Annotated in this window: 18 protein-coding genes; 7 read left to right on the forward strand and 11 right to left on the reverse strand. The window is 59.6% G+C overall.

All coding sequences use genetic code 11. The features are described 5' to 3' along the window. The first annotated feature begins 39 nt into the window (after window positions 1-39). The 7 genes from IT444_06665 to IT444_06695 all read left to right on the forward strand — a co-directional run bounded on the left by IT444_06665 (window position 40) and on the right by IT444_06695 (window position 6,340). Window positions 40-585 (forward strand): NADH-quinone oxidoreductase subunit B, encoded by a 546-nt coding sequence (locus tag IT444_06665; protein MCC7192451.1) that lies wholly within the window; start codon window positions 40-42, stop codon window positions 583-585. Window positions 586-667: 82 nt separating this feature from the next. After that, the gene (locus IT444_06670; protein MCC7192452.1) at window positions 668-1,990 is read left to right on the forward strand and encodes an SGNH/GDSL hydrolase family protein; all 1,323 of its coding nucleotides are present in this window, start codon (window positions 668-670) and stop codon (window positions 1,988-1,990) included. A 289-nt stretch (window positions 1,991-2,279) separates the two neighbouring features. Continuing rightward, window positions 2,280-3,152, forward strand: coding sequence for a hypothetical protein (locus IT444_06675; protein ID MCC7192453.1), 873 nt, complete (start codon window positions 2,280-2,282; stop codon window positions 3,150-3,152). A 106-nt stretch (window positions 3,153-3,258) separates the two neighbouring features. Beyond that, window positions 3,259-3,456, forward strand: a complete 198-nt coding sequence (locus IT444_06680) for a hypothetical protein (protein MCC7192454.1) — start codon at window positions 3,259-3,261, stop codon at window positions 3,454-3,456. A gap of 229 nt (window positions 3,457-3,685) precedes the next feature. Continuing rightward, window positions 3,686-4,747, forward strand: a complete 1,062-nt coding sequence (locus IT444_06685; GenBank protein ID MCC7192455.1) for a rod shape-determining protein — start codon at window positions 3,686-3,688, stop codon at window positions 4,745-4,747. 88 nt (window positions 4,748-4,835) lie between these two features. Beyond that, a complete protein-coding gene (locus IT444_06690) occupies window positions 4,836-5,762 on the forward strand; it encodes a hypothetical protein (GenBank protein MCC7192456.1) in 927 nt (308 codons plus the stop codon). After that, window positions 5,762-6,340 (forward strand): hypothetical protein, encoded by a 579-nt coding sequence (locus IT444_06695; protein MCC7192457.1) that lies wholly within the window; start codon window positions 5,762-5,764, stop codon window positions 6,338-6,340. Before IT444_06690 ends, IT444_06695 begins: the two co-directional genes overlap by 1 nt. Window positions 6,341-6,398: 58 nt before the next feature. Here IT444_06695 and galE read toward each other — a convergent pair whose 3' ends face one another. From galE to IT444_06750, 11 genes are all read right to left on the reverse strand, one after another. Then, entirely contained in the window at window positions 6,399-7,388 is a 990-nt protein-coding gene (galE, locus tag IT444_06700; protein MCC7192458.1) for a UDP-glucose 4-epimerase GalE, read from the reverse strand. After that, complete coding sequence (locus tag IT444_06705) at window positions 7,385-8,059, reverse strand: DedA family protein (GenBank protein ID MCC7192459.1); 675 nt, start codon at window positions 8,057-8,059, stop codon at window positions 7,385-7,387. Before IT444_06705 ends, galE begins: the two co-directional genes overlap by 4 nt. Before the next feature lie 84 nt (window positions 8,060-8,143). Then, window positions 8,144-8,869 carry an ABC transporter ATP-binding protein gene (locus IT444_06710; GenBank protein ID MCC7192460.1) on the reverse strand — a complete coding sequence of 242 codons (726 nt, stop codon included), beginning with the start codon at window positions 8,867-8,869 and terminating at the stop codon, window positions 8,144-8,146. 86 nt (window positions 8,870-8,955) lie between these two features. Then, window positions 8,956-9,738 (reverse strand): ABC transporter ATP-binding protein, encoded by a 783-nt coding sequence (locus IT444_06715; GenBank protein MCC7192461.1) that lies wholly within the window; start codon window positions 9,736-9,738, stop codon window positions 8,956-8,958. Window positions 9,739-9,743: 5 nt separating this feature from the next. Continuing rightward, on the reverse strand, window positions 9,744-10,937 hold the full coding sequence (locus tag IT444_06720; protein MCC7192462.1) for a branched-chain amino acid ABC transporter permease: 1,194 nt from the start codon (window positions 10,935-10,937) through the stop codon (window positions 9,744-9,746). Continuing rightward, window positions 10,938-11,864, reverse strand: a complete 927-nt coding sequence (locus tag IT444_06725) for a branched-chain amino acid ABC transporter permease (GenBank protein ID MCC7192463.1) — start codon at window positions 11,862-11,864, stop codon at window positions 10,938-10,940. Between the two features lie 37 nt (window positions 11,865-11,901). Then, the gene (locus IT444_06730; protein MCC7192464.1) at window positions 11,902-13,083 is read right to left on the reverse strand and encodes an ABC transporter substrate-binding protein; all 1,182 of its coding nucleotides are present in this window, start codon (window positions 13,081-13,083) and stop codon (window positions 11,902-11,904) included. 158 nt (window positions 13,084-13,241) lie between these two features. Beyond that, entirely contained in the window at window positions 13,242-13,859 is a 618-nt protein-coding gene (locus IT444_06735; GenBank protein MCC7192465.1) for a hypothetical protein, read from the reverse strand. Next, entirely contained in the window at window positions 13,856-14,827 is a 972-nt protein-coding gene (locus IT444_06740; protein MCC7192466.1) for an amidohydrolase family protein, read from the reverse strand. The genes IT444_06735 and IT444_06740 overlap by 4 nt, the downstream gene beginning before the upstream one ends. Window positions 14,828-14,859: 32 nt before the next feature. Next, a complete protein-coding gene (gene gcvH / locus IT444_06745) occupies window positions 14,860-15,234 on the reverse strand; it encodes a glycine cleavage system protein GcvH (protein MCC7192467.1) in 375 nt (124 codons plus the stop codon). A 94-nt stretch (window positions 15,235-15,328) separates the two neighbouring features. After that, window positions 15,329-16,168, reverse strand: coding sequence for a helix-turn-helix domain-containing protein (locus tag IT444_06750; GenBank protein MCC7192468.1), 840 nt, complete (start codon window positions 16,166-16,168; stop codon window positions 15,329-15,331). Window positions 16,169-16,306 lie beyond the last annotated feature (138 nt).

Raw genomic sequence — 16,306 nt, forward strand, 5'->3', positions numbered from 1 at the left:
ACCGCTTATACTCATCATGTCACCCGCCAAAGGACCGCTATGAGCTGGATTGAAAATCGTTTTGAAGAAGGCCTGATCATCACGAGCGTCGATTGGGCGATTAACTGGGCGCGTAAGAGCAGCCTCTGGCCGATGACTTTCGGTCTGGCGTGCTGCGCAATCGAGATGATGGCTGTCGGCGCGTCGCGATTTGATCTCGACCGGTTCGGAGCCGGTGCGTTTCGCGCCACGCCGCGACAGGCGGACCTGATGATTGTCGCGGGTACCGTCAACTACAAAATGGCTTCACGACTCCGCAGGCTCTATAACCAGATGCCCGATCCGAAGTACGTCATAGCGATGGGCGCGTGTACCGTCGGCGGCGGACCTTACTTCAAGTACGGTTACAGCGTCGTCAAAGGTGTGGACCTCGTGGTGCCTGTCGATGTGTATGTACCCGGCTGCCCGCCTCGCCCCGAAGCTCTGATCGAAGGGCTGATGCGGTTACAGGACAAAATCTCCAAGCAGACGATCGGCCTGCCCAGCGGGTCCAAGCGCGCTGCGCGAGTTTACGGGCTGCCCACGCCTGCCCCGGCGACGATGTAAGCATTTCATGACAGGGCGACTCCACATCGCGCCGGTCGCGTGAGACGGCGGCAGGGGTGTGTCTTGTAGTAAAATCGCAGCTATGTCCGATCCCCTCGTGCGGAAGAAAGTGCTGATCGGCTATGTGGCCGCAGCGATCGTCCCCGCCTTGATCCTGCTCGATACGCTCGTTGGGTTCGCCCGCGGTTGGCGCATGGTTTATCGCCAGGAACAGGCGATCGTGGCTGGGGTCGCTGTTTGGATGATGGCGGCGGTGCTGCTCGTCTGCGTTGCGCGAGGCAGGGCGTTTTACCTCAAACACTGGACGCGACTCGTGGTGCTGGTGTTTTTTTCGGTGCTGGCGTTAGCTGTCGCCGAAAGCGTCGTTCGCTCTCTGCCAACCGGTGACGCGCCGTTTCATCTCCGCACACCCGATCATCAGTGGATTTTTCGTCCCACGCCTCAGGTCATGCCGGGAATTACCGGCGACTCTCGATACACCACCAACGCTGACGGCGTGCGCGGCCCGAAGATGCCTTTGGATAAAGATTCGCTCCGAGTGCTCTGCCTCGGCGGGAGCACAACGGAATGTCTTTATCTGGATGATGACGAAACGTGGACCCATCTCCTCACGTCGGATTTGGAGACGAGCCTGGGGCGGCCGGTCTGGACCGGAAGTGCGGGTGCGAGCGGGTTAGCGTCCGATGCGCATCTGCTGTTTGTGGAAAACAGCGACCTCATGAGCCGTGTCAGTGCGATCGTCCTGCTCGTGGGGATCAACGATTTATCCAAGGCACTGGTGTCGCCAACCCCGGATGCTGTCGGCGAACTTGCCCGGCCGGAACTCGTCGGCCGCCCGATCTGGCGGCGGTCGGTTTTGCTGATTCGCGGCGGTGTGCTGGTCAAACAACTCCTCAAAAAACTCAAAGGCGATCAACTCAACGTCGAAGATGAGGGCGGTGCCAGCTACATCTCGCGTCGTGAGCGCAGACGCACTGCGGCAAAGACGGACGACGTGCCGAACTTCGATGCTGCCATCGAGAGCTATCGCCATCGGATTGAAAAGATCGCGGATGTCTGTGCGCGAAAAAACGTCAAGCTCATACTTGTCACGCAACCCGTGCTCTGGGATGAGTCGCTGGGTGAAAAGGAGCGAAATCTGTTGTGGTTCGGCTGGCTGGATGACGGACGATACCTTTCCATCACAGTATTACGGGCGACAATGGACCGTTACAACAAGGTGCTGCGCGAAATCGCTGCTCGTCGCAGCATCGCGCTGGCTGACCTGGCTTCGATGAACGGCAGGAGCGAGCTTTTTATTGATGACTGCCACTTCAATGAGGCGGGTGCCCGTGAGGTGTCGCGGTTGATCGCTCCAGTGGTGGCGGGGGTGTTGTTGGAAAAGTTTCCAGGCGGCGGGAAATAACGCGCCGGCGGCGATGATCGGCGGCAGCCCTCGGAGGCGGGTCAGTGAGCAGACGGGGATAACGCTTAGGTTTATGAGGTATCCGCTGAATCTGGGGTTGGCTTGCTGGCGGGAGCAGTTTTGAATGGATGGTGTAAAAACTCCCCGCCGGCCCTTGTGCAAAATAGGGGGAGGTTGACAAGACCTTTGCCCCGGTTAACTTATCATTCAGATCGGCTGGGTTGGTTGCCGGGGCCCGCAGCCGCGAATCCTCAACCGGCTTTCATGCCACCGTTAAGTGGAGGTCACCTTGAGCGTACTGACCAAAGTCTTCGTTGTGCTCGTGACGGTGCTCTCGATCCTGCTGGTCGCGCTGTTCGTGCCGTTCGTCGCCAAGACCGAGAACTATAAAGAACAGGTCCGGCTGGCCAAGACGGAAGCCGAAGGCGCACGCCAGACCGCAGCGCAGCGGCAGACCGAAATCAACACGATGCAGAACAAGCAGACCGAAGCCTATGTGCAACTTCAGAGTGCCAAGGCTCTGGTTGACCAGCAGGTTCTGGCTCTGAACGATCGCCTTGCCCAGTCTGAGAAGGAAGGGCTTGAGGCCAAGGCTGATCTCGTAAAGCGTGAGGCTGACCTTACACAGCTTTCCGCTGCGGCGAAACTCAGCACCCAGCTTCAAGAAGCGATGGAGGCTGAGCTGCGTGACCGTCGGACCGCGATGGTCAGTCAGCAGACACGCATGATCGAGCTGCAGGACCGCATCGAGGAGATCACCAGCCAGCTCCAGGCAGCGGAGCGTCAGCGCAAGCGTGACGCGGAACGCCTCGTCGATCTCGAAACACAGTTGGCGGAAACCACCAAGCGTCTCGCTCAGGGCGGCAGCGCCGTCGCGGCGAACACAGCAGGTCCGACCGCTCCGGCTACCTTTGAGTCTTCCGTGACGATCAACGGCTCGGTCACCAAAGTCGATAAAGTCGAAGGCGACAGCTTCGCCCAGATCAACGTCGGCTCGGCTGGCGGCGTCGAGGAGAACATGAGATTCCTCGTTCACCGGGGTGATGTGTACCTCGGAACGCTCGTGATCACCGCGGTGGATACCAATGCCGCTTCGGGCCGCATGACGCTGTCCACCGGCGACATCCAGGCGGGTGACAAGGTTCTGTCAGGCGGTCAATGATGGGTTTCCCACGGCCGCCCGTCGATGGGACGGCTTAACCCGCGTGTAATTTCTCGATTGATAATCGGTTGACGGCAAAAGCCGTTGCCCTGCGGAGATTCTGGCGATGACACAAGCCCCCGGACCCGTGGTTACTCCCACTCGCAGCGGTGCCTCCAGCAACATCTACACCGTGCTCATGCTCGTATCGCTGCTGATCCTCGTGTGCGGCGTTGGATTCATCTGGTACCGCAGCTCCCAACTCTACGGCGATAACCCCTTCGTCGCTCCCGAAATCAAGACGACCACTCCCGGCCTGCGGTGATCCCTCGCCGGTGGTTTTCCGTGTCTCCTAAAACACAAGTCCGATAGCCTGCGACACCGATGATGGACAGCATGGGCGTGCGGAATCGGTTAACATGCCGACCACTTGAGGTAGGCGATCGTTTCTCAGTGCGACGTTCCTCCAGAGGATCACGCCTGACGCGCCGCCTGGGGTTCTCCAGCCTTGTTTGCGCCGCGCTTCGTGCCGTCGCCATGGAGGGTTCGCCTCTTTGATTTTTGACAATCTCCTAAGCTGGTTCAGCGTCGATATGGGTATCGACCTTGGTACGTGTAACACACTCGTGTGTGTGCGCGGCGAGGGTATCGTGCTTAATGAGCCAAGCGTCGTCGCCGTTCACAAGGGAACCAACCACGTCCTGCGCAATCCCGACGGCACGCTGGCCGTAGGCTGGGCCGCCAAGGAGATGCTCGGCAAGACACCCGGATCGATCTCCGCTATCCGCCCCATGAAAGACGGCGTGATCAGCGACTTCGACATCACCGAGGTGCTCCTCAAATACTTCATCCAGAAAGTTCAGGGTCGCAGCACGGTGATCGGCCCCAGAGTCGTCATTGCAGTGCCCAGCGGGATCACCGCTGTCGAAAAGCGCGCGGTGATCGAGTCAGCTCGACGCGCCGGTGCCCGAAGCGTGCATCTGATCGAGGAGCCGATGGCCGCGGCCGTCGGTGCCGGATTGCCCGTGCGTGAGGCGACCGCATCGATGATCGTGGACATCGGCGGCGGTACGACCGAAGTGGCCATCCTCTCACTGGCGGACATCGCCCAGTGCGAGAGCGTGCGTGTGGCGGGAGATGACTTCGACGAAGCCATCATCAATCACATGAAGAAGGCCTACAACCTGAACATCGGTGAGCAGACCGCTGAACGTGTCAAGATCGAAATCGGCTCGGCGGCGCCGTTTGGTGAAGAAATGACCATGGATGTCCGCGGCCGTGACATGATCTCCGGCTTGCCGCGAAAAACCGTCATCACCAGCGAGGAAGTGAGGCAGTGTCTGCTTGAGCCGATCTCGGCCATCAGCGAAACGGTCATCCGCACACTGGAACGCGCTGACCCCGAACTGGCGGCGGACCTCGTGGACAACGGCATCACCCTCGCGGGCGGCGGAGCGCTGCTCCGCGGCATCTGCAAGGTCATCGCGGATGCGACCGGCCTCGACGCTCGTCAGGCCGATGACCCGCTTACCTGCGTGGCTCGCGGCACCGCTTTCTATCTCGAACACCTTGAGGAGTGGAAGCGATACCTGCCGAGCGATTCGGACGAGGGATAAACCACCCGCCTTCCGCGATGATGCGCGGAGACAGATTCCGATTTCCTCTCTCTCAGGCAAGAGGGGTCTAGCGCAAGGCGTTTGTGCCATGCTCCGCTTTTTCACTTATCACCGGGTTCTGGCTGGGATCGTGTTCCTGCTGCTCGTCGGCTGCTTCCTTAAAGCGTCGGTAGCAACCGCTATTGCGCGCGGGCCGGCGGAGATTCTGCGATTCGCACTCTCGCCGTTTACCCACAAGCTGACGACGATGAGTAACGCCGTGCGCGGCCGCGCCGACCTGCCCGCGCCGATCACCACAGCCAACGATCTCCAGCAGCGGGTCTGGGCACTCGAAAGGCTCAATGAGCAACTGCTTCACGATCTGGAGGCGTCACGGGCCCAGCTTGTTGACATCAGTGCGTTACGCCGCATTTTCAAGCCGATCGTCGGAACGCCGCTGCCCGTGGATGTCGTCGCCGCTCCCGGCGGGTCTGCGCGGGGGCTGCTCACCATCAATCACGGCGCGAGGTCCGGCATCGTCGAAGGGGCGGTGGTCGTCTCCGGCGAGTTCCTCGTCGGTCGCGTTGCCGAGGTCGGCGAGTTTACCTCGGTGGTCCGGTTGCTCAGCGCGCCGATGCCTCGATCGATGCCTTTCGAGGTTCGCATCATTGATCCAAACGGCGTCGTACGGCAAAACGGCGCGGCGACCGCTTCACCTGACGGCAAGGAGTTCTGGATCGAAACGGCCGTCAACGCGACACAGATCGGCGATGTGGTCCGCATGGCGGAGCAGGCTTGGCCGAGCGAATCGCGCGGATTCATCGTCGGCAAGGTGACGCGCCGCGAAAAGCTGCCCAACGACCCATTCCTGCGCGAGCGTGTGATTGTCGAGCCGATCCGTGAACTGGATACGCTCGACCATGTGCAGGTACTGCTGACCAGGACGACCCCCGGCGCGGCACCGGGACCGGTGGGTTGGTTCGATGCCTCATCCGAATCATCGACCCCGCATCGTCTCATGGAGAAACGCGGCTGATGCGCTGGTACGTGTTTTTTATTTTCACCTTTGTGCTGCTGGTGCTGGAGACCGGGTTGCGTTCGCTGCTGCGCATCAATACTTCAGCCGGTGAAATTTGTCCGAGCTTTTTGCTGGTGCTTGCGACCTTCGTCGCGTTGTGGGCACCGTCCCGTATCGTGCCCTGGGTGATGCTGACCATCGGGTTGGTGACAGACCTCCAGCCGATCCCCGTGGTCGATCCGGTGAGTGTGCCTTCCATGATCGGCCCGGCGACACTGGGTTACATGCTGGGAGGCTACGCGGTGCTCCAGGTGCGCACGTTCCTGTTTCGTCAGTCACCGTTGGCGGTCGCCATCAGCGTGGTCGTTGCCGGAGTGTTTGTGCATCTGGTGATCGTCGCGGCCCTGACGATGCGCGGCCTGCCATTGCCGGGATTTCCCGGACGGATCGACGGCTGGAGCATCGGCGATCAGCTTTATCGCCGCTTTTTCGAGATGCTTTACACCGCTGTCGCGGCGATCCCGCTGGGGTGGCTGCTGACGCGGAGCTTGCCGGTCTGGGGATTTGAAGGAACCCGCACTCCCTGGCGCAGTTGAGTTCCGGGTAACGAAACGCGCTTGCCTTTGCGGAGAGATGTGCCGCTCTCCTGCGGGATCATTTCGGATAGCCGTTCGGGTGAGCCTTGAACCATCGCCACGCCGTCTCGACAATCTGACGGATATCCGTTTGTTTGGCGGACCAGCCTAGCTCGCGTTTGATTTTGTCGGCATTGGCGTAAAGTTGCGGCGGGTCACCCGGTCGGCGCGGGCCGATCTCCACCTTGAAGTCGATTCCCGTGACCTGTTTCACCGCGGCGACCACTTCCTTGACACTGTAACCCCGACCGATGCCGAGGTTGTAGAACCGCTGATCTCCCGGCTTGATCGCTTCCATCGCCACCGCGTGCGCGTCAACGAGGTCTTCGACATGGATGTAATCGCGGATGCACGTACCGTCAGCCGTGGGGTAATCGACGCCGAAAATCGTCGCGCTGGGCCGCTTGCCCAATGCGGTGTGAATGAGTACGGGAATGATGTGCGTTTCGGGTTCGTGATCCTCGCCGATCGCGCCATCGCTCGCAGCACCGGCGACATTGAAATAGCGCGGCGCGACGAATCCGAACGACTTATTGGCGGTTGCGTAATCCATCAGGATCCGCTCAACGAAGAGCTTTGACCAGCCGTAGGGATTGATCGGTCGCTGCGGCATGTCTTCGGTGATCGGCATGCGCTCCGGTTCGCCGTAGGTCGCACAGGTGGAACTGAAGACCAGCCGCTGAACCCCCGCAGCATTCATGGCGCGCAGCAGGCTGAGCGTGCCGGCGGTGTTGTTGTCGTAGTAGCGCAGCGGCTCATGGACCGATTCGCCGACATACGCCAGCGCAGCAAAGTGCATGACACACTCGATGCGGTGTTCCTTGAGAATCCGCTCGATGGCCGGCGTGTCGCGGAGATCGATTTTCTCGAATATCGCCGGCTGGAGCACCGCCAGGGAGTGACCGCGGAACAGGTTGTCGATGACGACCACAAAGTGACCGCCCGCCAGCAGCCGCTTAACCGCGTGTGAGCCGATGTAACCGGCACCGCCGGTGACCAGAACATTCATTGCGAATCACTCCTCTGCGGACTTTCTTCGGATTTCGCTCTCCTGGCCCGGAGCACTTCGATCAGGCCGGGGAGAATCGAGATCACGATGATAGCGAGGATCACCAGCGTGAAATTACGTTTGACGTATTCGAGGTTGCCGAACCAGTAACCCGCCGCCATGAACCCGACGACCCACGCGACAGCACCGATGACGTTGAACGCGATGAACTTTCCGTAACTCATCGCGCCGATACCAGCCACGAACGGGGCAAAGGTACGCACGATGGGCACGAAGCGGGCGATGATGATCGTCTTACCGCCATGCTTTTCGAAAAAACGGTGTGTACGTTCGAGGTGCGAGCGTTTGAGAAACCAGCGGTCTTTAGCCATCGCGCGCGGGCCGACAAACTTTCCGATGTGGTAGTTCACCGTGTCGCCGATGATCGCAGCCGCCAGCAGCAGGCCGCCCAGATAAAACACGTTGAGACCCATTTCCGGGTTGGCTGCGATAGCGCCTGCGGCAAAGAGCAGCGAATCGCCGGGGAGGAACGGCGTCACGACAAGGCCGGTTTCCGCAAAGATGATCAGAAAGAGAATCCCGTACGTCCAGACACCGTAGTTCTGCACGAGTTCCGCCAGATGTTTGTCGAGGTGGAGGAACAGGTCGATGAAATGGCGGATGGTGTCCATGAATGCTCCGGTCGTGGGGCGGCATTGTAAGCCGCGGCCAAAGCCACGGAAGCCGTGTCCGTACGGCTTCCGATGAATCCCCGATCATGTGGCACCCAGATAGGCCTTCCTGATCTGATCGCTGGCTGCTAGTCGATCGGCTGTATCCGCCATGGCGATTGAGCCGACTTCGAGGACATAGGCGTAATTCGCCGCTTGCAAGGCCATGTGAACATTCTGCTCCACCAGCAGCACCGTCGTACCTCCGCCCTCATGGGCGTTGATCTGACGAATGATTTTGAAAATTAACTGGACGATCTGCGGCGCCAGACCCAGCGAAGGTTCGTCGAGCAGAAGCAGGCGAGGCTTGCCGATCAGCGCCCGTGCGATGGCGAGCATCTGCTGCTCCCCGCCTGAAAGCGTGCCGGCATTTTGAGTGAGTCGTTCGCGCAAACGAGGGAACAGATGCAGAGCCTCTTCAAGCCGGTCGGCATATTGCCTGGCTGTGAGTCGGTGCGCATGGCCGCCGATCCGCAGATTTTCCGCAACGGTGAAGTTGGCAAAAATACCCCGCCCCTCAGGGACGTGGGCGATTCCCATCTCAACGATACGGTGGGGCTGCAGGCCGACGATGGATCGGCCATCAAAGGTGATCCGCCCGCGTGTCGGCCTGATGAGGCCGGAGATCGCGCGGAGCGTCGTGGATTTACCTGCTCCGTTAGCCCCCAACAGTGCGACGACCTGGCCTGCCTCCACCTGCAGCGTCACATCGTGCAATCCGCGGATTGCGCCGTAGTGGACATCGAGTTGATTTAGCTCAAGGAGTGCCATCGTGTGCCAGCATTCGGAGTCAGAGGTTCATGGATCGTCAATACTGCTTGCGGTGGAAGTTTCCGCTTGCGGAGTTCCTCACGCGGTCAGGGGTTTGGGTGATCGGTTGTCTTGCTGCTTTCTCCGAGGTACGCCTCGATTACTTGCGGGTCGCTCTGCACCTGACTGGCGGTGCCGCAGCAGATCACTTCTCCATGGTCGAGCACGGTGATGCGATCGCAGATATTCATAATCAACCCCATGTCGTGATCGATCAGCAGGATTGTCAGGTTGAACTCCTGACGGATCTGGCGGATAAGCTCCGCCAGCGCGCGTTTTTCACCGGTATTCATGCCCGCTGCCGGTTCGTCCAGCAGCAGGACCGCAGGACCAGTCGCCAATGCCCGCGCGATTTCCAGGCGGCGCTGGTCGCCATAGGGCAGGTTTCTCGCGGTCTCATGTCGGCGCGAGTCGAGGTTGAACTTATGCAGCAGGTCGAGGGAATGATCGGTGACCGCGCGTTCCTCTCCGCGATGTCTTGCCGTGCGGAGCAGCGCAGCCGCGATGCCATGTCGGGCGCGGAGATGACAGGCGACCCGGACGTTATCGAGGACCGATAGATCGGGAAACAGCCGGATGTTCTGAAATGTCCGGGCGATTCCGGCATGTGCGACACGATGCGGCCTTAATCCGTTAATCGTCCGACCGTGAAGCTCGATCCGGCCCGCCTGTGGGTGATAGACGCCGGTCACGAGGTTGAAGATCGTCGTTTTTCCCGCACCGTTGGGTCCGATGAGGCCGTGCAAATCACCCGGAAAGAGATCGAGACAGACATCCTGAACAGCTTTGAGGCCGCCGAAGGAAAGCGATACCTGATTCAGTCGCAGGATTGGGGTCACGGCTGTCCCCCCGGATGACGACGTGCCCGCCAGCGAGACCAGATCGGCAGATCCCAGATTTCACGCACGCCAAAGAGTCCCTGCGGTCGAACGATCATGATGACGATGAGCATGGCCGCATAAATCACCATGCGGTAGTCGGCGAATTGCCGCAGAGCTTCGGGCAGGATCGTCAGCACTGCGGCGGCAAGGACTGCGCCGGAAATCGAACCCATCCCGCCGAGGACGACCATGATGACGATGTCGAATGATTTCTGGAATCCAAGCTCGCCGGGGTTGAGCAGGTTGCCGACCTGATGGGCAAACAGAGCACCCGCCACTCCCGCGAAGAATGCCGCGATGACGAAGGCGCGGACCTTGTACCGTGTCGTCGGTACGCCGATTGCGGCGGCGGCGATCTCGTTTTCACGGATCGCCAGGAAAGCGCGGCCAAAGGTTGAGTTTTTGATCCGATAGGCGACCAGGAGCATGACGGTCACGGCCGTTCCCACCCAGAACAGGCTGGAATAAAACGGGAGCGTGAACCCCAGCGGCCCGCCGACATGGTTGAATAATTCGTACCAGCGAAGTGCGGTTAACTTTTGCGGCCGGTCAATGACGGGACGGGTCGATTCGATGATCACTCGCACGATTTCGCCGAAGCCGAGCGTGACGATAGCAAGATAATCGCCGCGCAGCCGCAATGACGGCAACCCCACGAGCAGCCCGAAAAAGGCTGCGACCAGACCGCCTGCAATCATTGCGCCGACAAAGAGTAGATCACCCCAGCCGAAGTAGGGACCGACATATCGGCTCGGATCGAGCGTCAGACTGAGAAATCCGCCGTGAAAGGTATTGGGATCGCCCCAGAAATAAAACGAGCCGTAATACATGACGTAACCAGCGGCATAACCGCCCAGTGCCATGAAGCCCGCGTGACCGATGGAGAACTGTCCTGTGTACCCGTTGACGATGTTGAGCGACACCGCCAGGACGATGTTGATGCCGATATCGATGAGGATTTTCTGAGGGTACGCACCGAACCATCGCTCGGCGTAGCAATGGAGAACGAGAGCCACTGTCAGGCCAATCACCAGCGGCAGGACGCTGCGGATGAAGGCTTCGACACGAGACGGCGCAAGCTCGCGTGCCCGCTTCGACAGGTTGGATGCCAGCGAGGGCGGTGCGAGTTTAGCGGAGCCGTCACCCATTCAGACTTTCTCCACGGTTGAGCGACCGAGCAGGCCGGTGGGTCGGACGAGCAGGACGAGAATCAGCAGGGAGAAGACATAGACATCGCGGTACTCGCTGCTGATGTAGGCTGCTCCGAACATTTCGATCAGCCCGATGAGCAGGCCGCCGAGCATGGCCCCGCGGATGTTGCCGATCCCGCCGACGACTGCCGCAACGAAGGCCTTAAGCCCCAGCAGGATCCATGTGGGAAAAGCGGGCTGGTTGATGTTTTCGTATTTGATCGCATAGAGAAAGCCGGCGGCGGCGGCGAGCATCGATCCGACGACAAACGTCGTGCTGACCACGCGGTTGACATTGACTCCCATGAGCGAAGCGGTGCGCGTGTCGAACGCGACCGCCCGCATCGCCATCCCCGCCCGTGTGCGATGCACGACCCAATCCAGAGCTGCCATCAAGGCAAGCGAAAAAACGATGATGATGACGTTGATGAGCGTGATGTGAACATCGGCGACAGTGGCGAGCGTCGTCGAGGGCAGCAGGGCGGGCATGAGCTGATTCTGGGTGCCGAAAATAAATTTGAGCTGGCCGGCATTTTCCAGAAACAGCGAGACGCCGATCGCAGTGATCAGCACATTGAGTCGCGGCGCATTGCGCAGCGGACGATAGGCAAGCCGCTCGATGAGAAAGCCGAGGATGCCGCAGAGGAGCATCGCCGTCGAAAGCACGACCGCAGCGCGAAAGAGTGAGGGGTGCGCGTTTTGACCGGCCCATCCCGCACGGGTGGCGAGCCAGAAGGAAAACCACGCGCCGAGCATGAACACATCACCATGCGAGAAATTGATGAACTGAAGCACGCCATACACCATCGTGTAGCCCAGCGCGATCAGCGCGTAGAGGCTGCCGACGGAAAGCCCATCCATGAGCGTTTGAAGTAATCGAGTCATTGCTGAGCGCAAATCGCGGTATGACGACCGCGAAAGATCATGGCGTGCTGTCCGGCGCGACGGTGGTTTCATAGACCGGCACGCCGCCCTTCATTTTGAGCACGACGGCCGACTTATTTGCATTGCGATGCTTATCGAGCGTGATGACGCCGGTGACGCCTTTGTAGTCTTTGGTCTGCGCGATGGCGGCGGCGAGGTCTTTACCGTCAAGTGATTTGGCTTTTTCCATCGCGGAAAACAGGATCATCGCCGCATCGTAGCCGCACGCAGCCAGGGCACCGGGCACGCTCTTGTATTTCGCCTCGTACTTCTTCACGAACTCCTTGACTTCCGGCGTGTCCGCTTCCGGGGCGTAATGGTTGGAGAAGTAGCAACCCTCCACCGCATCGCCGGCGATCTCCGCCAGCTTGGGAGACTCCCAGCCGTCACCACCCATCAACGGGACGGTGATCCCCAGCTTGCGTGCCTGCAGTGCGATGCTCGCCACTTCGTTGTAGTAGCCGGGAATGTAGATCGCTTCCGCGCCGCTTTCGCGGATGGATGTCAGTTGAGCGTTGAAGTCGGGATCGCCGCCCTTGTACGTCTGGACGGTGGTGATCGTTCCGCCCATCGCTTTGAAAGACTCCTCAAAGAAGTCGCGCAGGCCGGTGGAGTAAGCCTGCCCCTTGTCGTAGAGGATGGCGACCTTGGAGAGCTTCAGATTTTCATGGGCGAATTTTGCCATCACCGTTCCCTGAAACGGGTCGATGAAGCAGACACGGAAAACCATGTCGCCGATTTCCGTCACCGCCGGATTGGTGGAAGAGGGACTGATCATCGGGACACCGAATTGCTGGGCGATTTTTCCGCCGACGAGCGATCGCGTTGAAGCGACCTCACCAAGCACCGCGACGACTTTGTCCTGCGTGATGAGCCGGGTGACAGCCGATCCTGCTTCCTGTGCCTTGCTTTGATCGTCGTAGGTGATGATCTCGATTTTTCTGCCGTGGATACCGCCTTTGGCGTTCTGCTCCTCGAGAGCGATCATGATGCCTTCGTTTGTTGTTTGGCCGAAGGTTGCCTCAGAGCCGGTCATGGAGGCGTATTGGCCGATCAGAATGGGGCCTGTCGCTGGCGACGAACCGGACTGCGTGCCGCCGTTCTGGTTGTCTCCGCAACCTGTCATCACTGACGCAGCTAGCGCCAGCATCATCCCGATGATCCCGCGAAACTTTGACATGAAGACTCTCCAGTAGTTGACTTGATTATCGGCAGAGCGGTCAGAGACGGAAACGATTTGCATCAAGATTTCGACCGCTGAATGATCGTGCGTCGTCCGCATGGCATCTCCATCAATCCCTCCAGCAGAGGGTGGCGACTTTAACAGGTGACCCCACGCTACCGCGCCATCACCAGCCGGGGATATCCAAGCCGCTCGCGGACCAGAATATTCAGCTGCCGCACCAGATGAAGCGTCTCCGCATCATTGCGACGGGCGCTGAAGCTTCCTTCGAGCTTTGCCTGGCCGAGCAGATCGTTAAACCTTTCGCTGCGATCGGAGAGCACGAGGTTGGCGTCCCAGACTCCCGCCTGGATTCGACTGCCGCCGATCTCCGTATCGGGAAACATAAATCCAGCACCGCTGTAAACCCCTGCCTGTTTGGTATCGCCGGTGAAGACGATGTAATGCACGGTGGCGTTGGTCGCCGAGGAATCGATGGGTGTCCGGCCGGCACGCGGTGCCCAGAACAGCCGGATCGTCACCGCCTGCGTCGGGTTGTCGATGGAACCGTCGAGCAGCACGATGGTGAGATTATTTTTATCGTCGTAACTGTACAGGCCGGTTTTGAATCCGCCCTTGAGAACGGTGTTAACCTCCGCCTGACTGCGGATCGCCAGCGATCCGCCAGCCTGGGAATTTCTCACGATGTTCTGGATGCCGCATCCGCCTGAGAGGAGGGCCGCCAGAGCCAGTGCCGTGAGCCAGCCGATTTTTCCTGAATCAAGTCGCTTCAACCGATGCCTCCGTGAATCTTCGTTGGTGGAGCCGGTGGTTCATGGGTCGGCTGCTCCTCGGTGAGCCGCGCATTATCTTCGAGTCTTGGCAGCGCAAGGCCAAGCATGCTCATCGTGTCACGCTCGACAATTCCCCTCAATGCCTCACGAGGCACGGCAGGCATTCCGCTGCCCCGTCCCATCGTATGACAAGAATAAACATTCATGACTGCCTCAGACGGCGACAAAAAGGGAAATCCGCTGGCAAAGAGAATCTTGTCCATCACACGACGCTGGCTCGCTTCGAGCAATGCGACATAAAGTCGCTGCGGATGGTTGACCAGCCCGGAAATATCCGCGAATACATGAGTATGACGGCTGAGCATCACCAGCGTCTGGGAAATCCACGGATCACCCAGGTGACTGATGACCAGACGCAGATCGGGCAGCTTCTGCGCCAATTCATCAAACAGGTGCGGCTGCGCCAGGGTCAGGGAAGCAGCCCCATCGAGGAGCGCGTCATTTTGCACGATGACCGGCAGGCCGCGATCCCGGCAGGTCTCGAAAATCCGCATCGCCTCATCCTGCATCGGGTGGAAGGTCTGCCCTGACGGGCTGACTGTCACGCCGACGAGTCCCAACTCTTGCGCCCGGTCGAGCTGGGCGAGGGCGTCTTTCTGTGTCGGATCGATGGAGGCAAATCCGACATACTTCCCCGGCCGATGTGTCACGATCCGTGCGACCTGCTCGGAGGTGATCGACGCGCCGCGCGAAGAGCTGACGGAACCGAGTACGAAGGCACAGCGCACGGGCTGCATGGCGCGTTCAAACGCTGCGATCGAGCCGTCGATTTGGTCCCATGGCTGATCGACCAGTCGCCGTATGCCCGCCGCCGCGCCGCGGCCGAGTTGCTCAGGCGACTCCCAGACGTGAGTGTGCGCATCAATCATCATGGAAGCAGCCGGATGAAAGGCGGAAGCCGAAACCATGACGATGGCCGGCTCGTTTTCCGCCGGGTGGATCAGTGTTTCTTGTCGTAATCCGCCGCGCTGAGAAGAGCGTCGAGCTGCGACGGATTGCTTGCCTTGATTTTGATCAGCCAGCCCTGGCCGTACGCATCCTGATTGATGATGGCCGGGTTGGAGATCGCCGCCTGATTGACTTCGACGATGGTTCCGTCGATCCCGCTGTAAAGTTCGCTGGTGGCTTTGACCGACTCGATCTCGCCAAACGACTCGCCGGCTTTGATCGGCCCGGATTTTTTCTTGATATCCAGGTAGGTAATGTCAGTCAGCTCCTCGACAGCAAACTGGCTGATGCCGAGCGTGACGATGCCAGCCTGATTCAGATGCCATTCGTGCGTGTCGAGAAAACGTCGGTCGGAAGGCGATGCCATGCGGATACTCCGTGTGAATCACAGCCCATGATAAAGGCACAGGGCGACGCCTACAAAAGGGCCGTCCTGCCGCCGCATGAGAGGTACAGGATTATCACGATTCGGTCGGCTCTCGATCCGCGCCGCGTCGATATTCACGCGGACTCTGGCCGACGTACTTTTTGAAGCGTGTCGAAAAGTGGAAGGGATCAACAAAGCCGACGGCGACGGAAACCGCCTGGATCGAATCATTCGTCATGCGCAGCAGCTTCATCGCCCGGTTCATGCGCTGCTGCTCAAGAAACTTCTGCGGCGTCATGCCCAACTGACTGCGGAACATCGGATAAAGATGGGACGATGAGACCTGACATACCTCGGCAAGATCAGAGACCGAGATAGGTTTTTCAAGGTTCGTCGAGAGATATTCGACCGCCAGCCGGATGCGTGGGTCGAGCCGCGTCCCCGGGTTTTTCGGGTGGGCCATGTAACACCACATCAGAACTTGTTCGAGAGCGTTGAGCGTCAAGTCCTCGCGCAGAGGATTCTGGATATCAATAAGTTTCGTCGCACGACGAAAGCTGCTTCTGACGCGGCGCAGAATTGCAGCATCCTCGATGCGCAAATGGAGCAGACCGGGAGAAACCTCCGGCCAGTTCAGCCATTCAAGCCAGTGCGGTCGAGCGTGGAAGGATGCGAACATCGCAAGCGTCGGCCCGCCGTCCTCGACGCCGTAGCGATGCGGCGTACCGGGTTCGATGGCGACGACATCACCCGGAGCCGCGAGCAGAAATCCCTGCGGGTGATGAAAGCGAAGGTATCCGTTGAGCATCAGCGCCAGGAGCCACTGATCGGAGCCGTTTTTCAGGATGACCTTGAAGCCATTGTGCGCGATGCCGACCGCAGCCATGACCGGACTAAGTTCGACTGCTCGATGCGGTGATTCGGCGGTGGTCATAGAAAAATCCGGCTAAATCATCATACAACTCCGTGACAATGCTCTAACGATAACGGGTCGTAAGCATCCCGCGCAGGTCCACGGATTGTTGTCGTATCGGTCAAATACTTTTAATGGACCGTCACAAGTCGTGCAAAA

This window comes from Phycisphaeraceae bacterium (genome assembly GCA_020851465.1).
Classification (GTDB): Bacteria; Planctomycetota; Phycisphaerae; order Phycisphaerales; family Phycisphaeraceae; genus JADZCR01.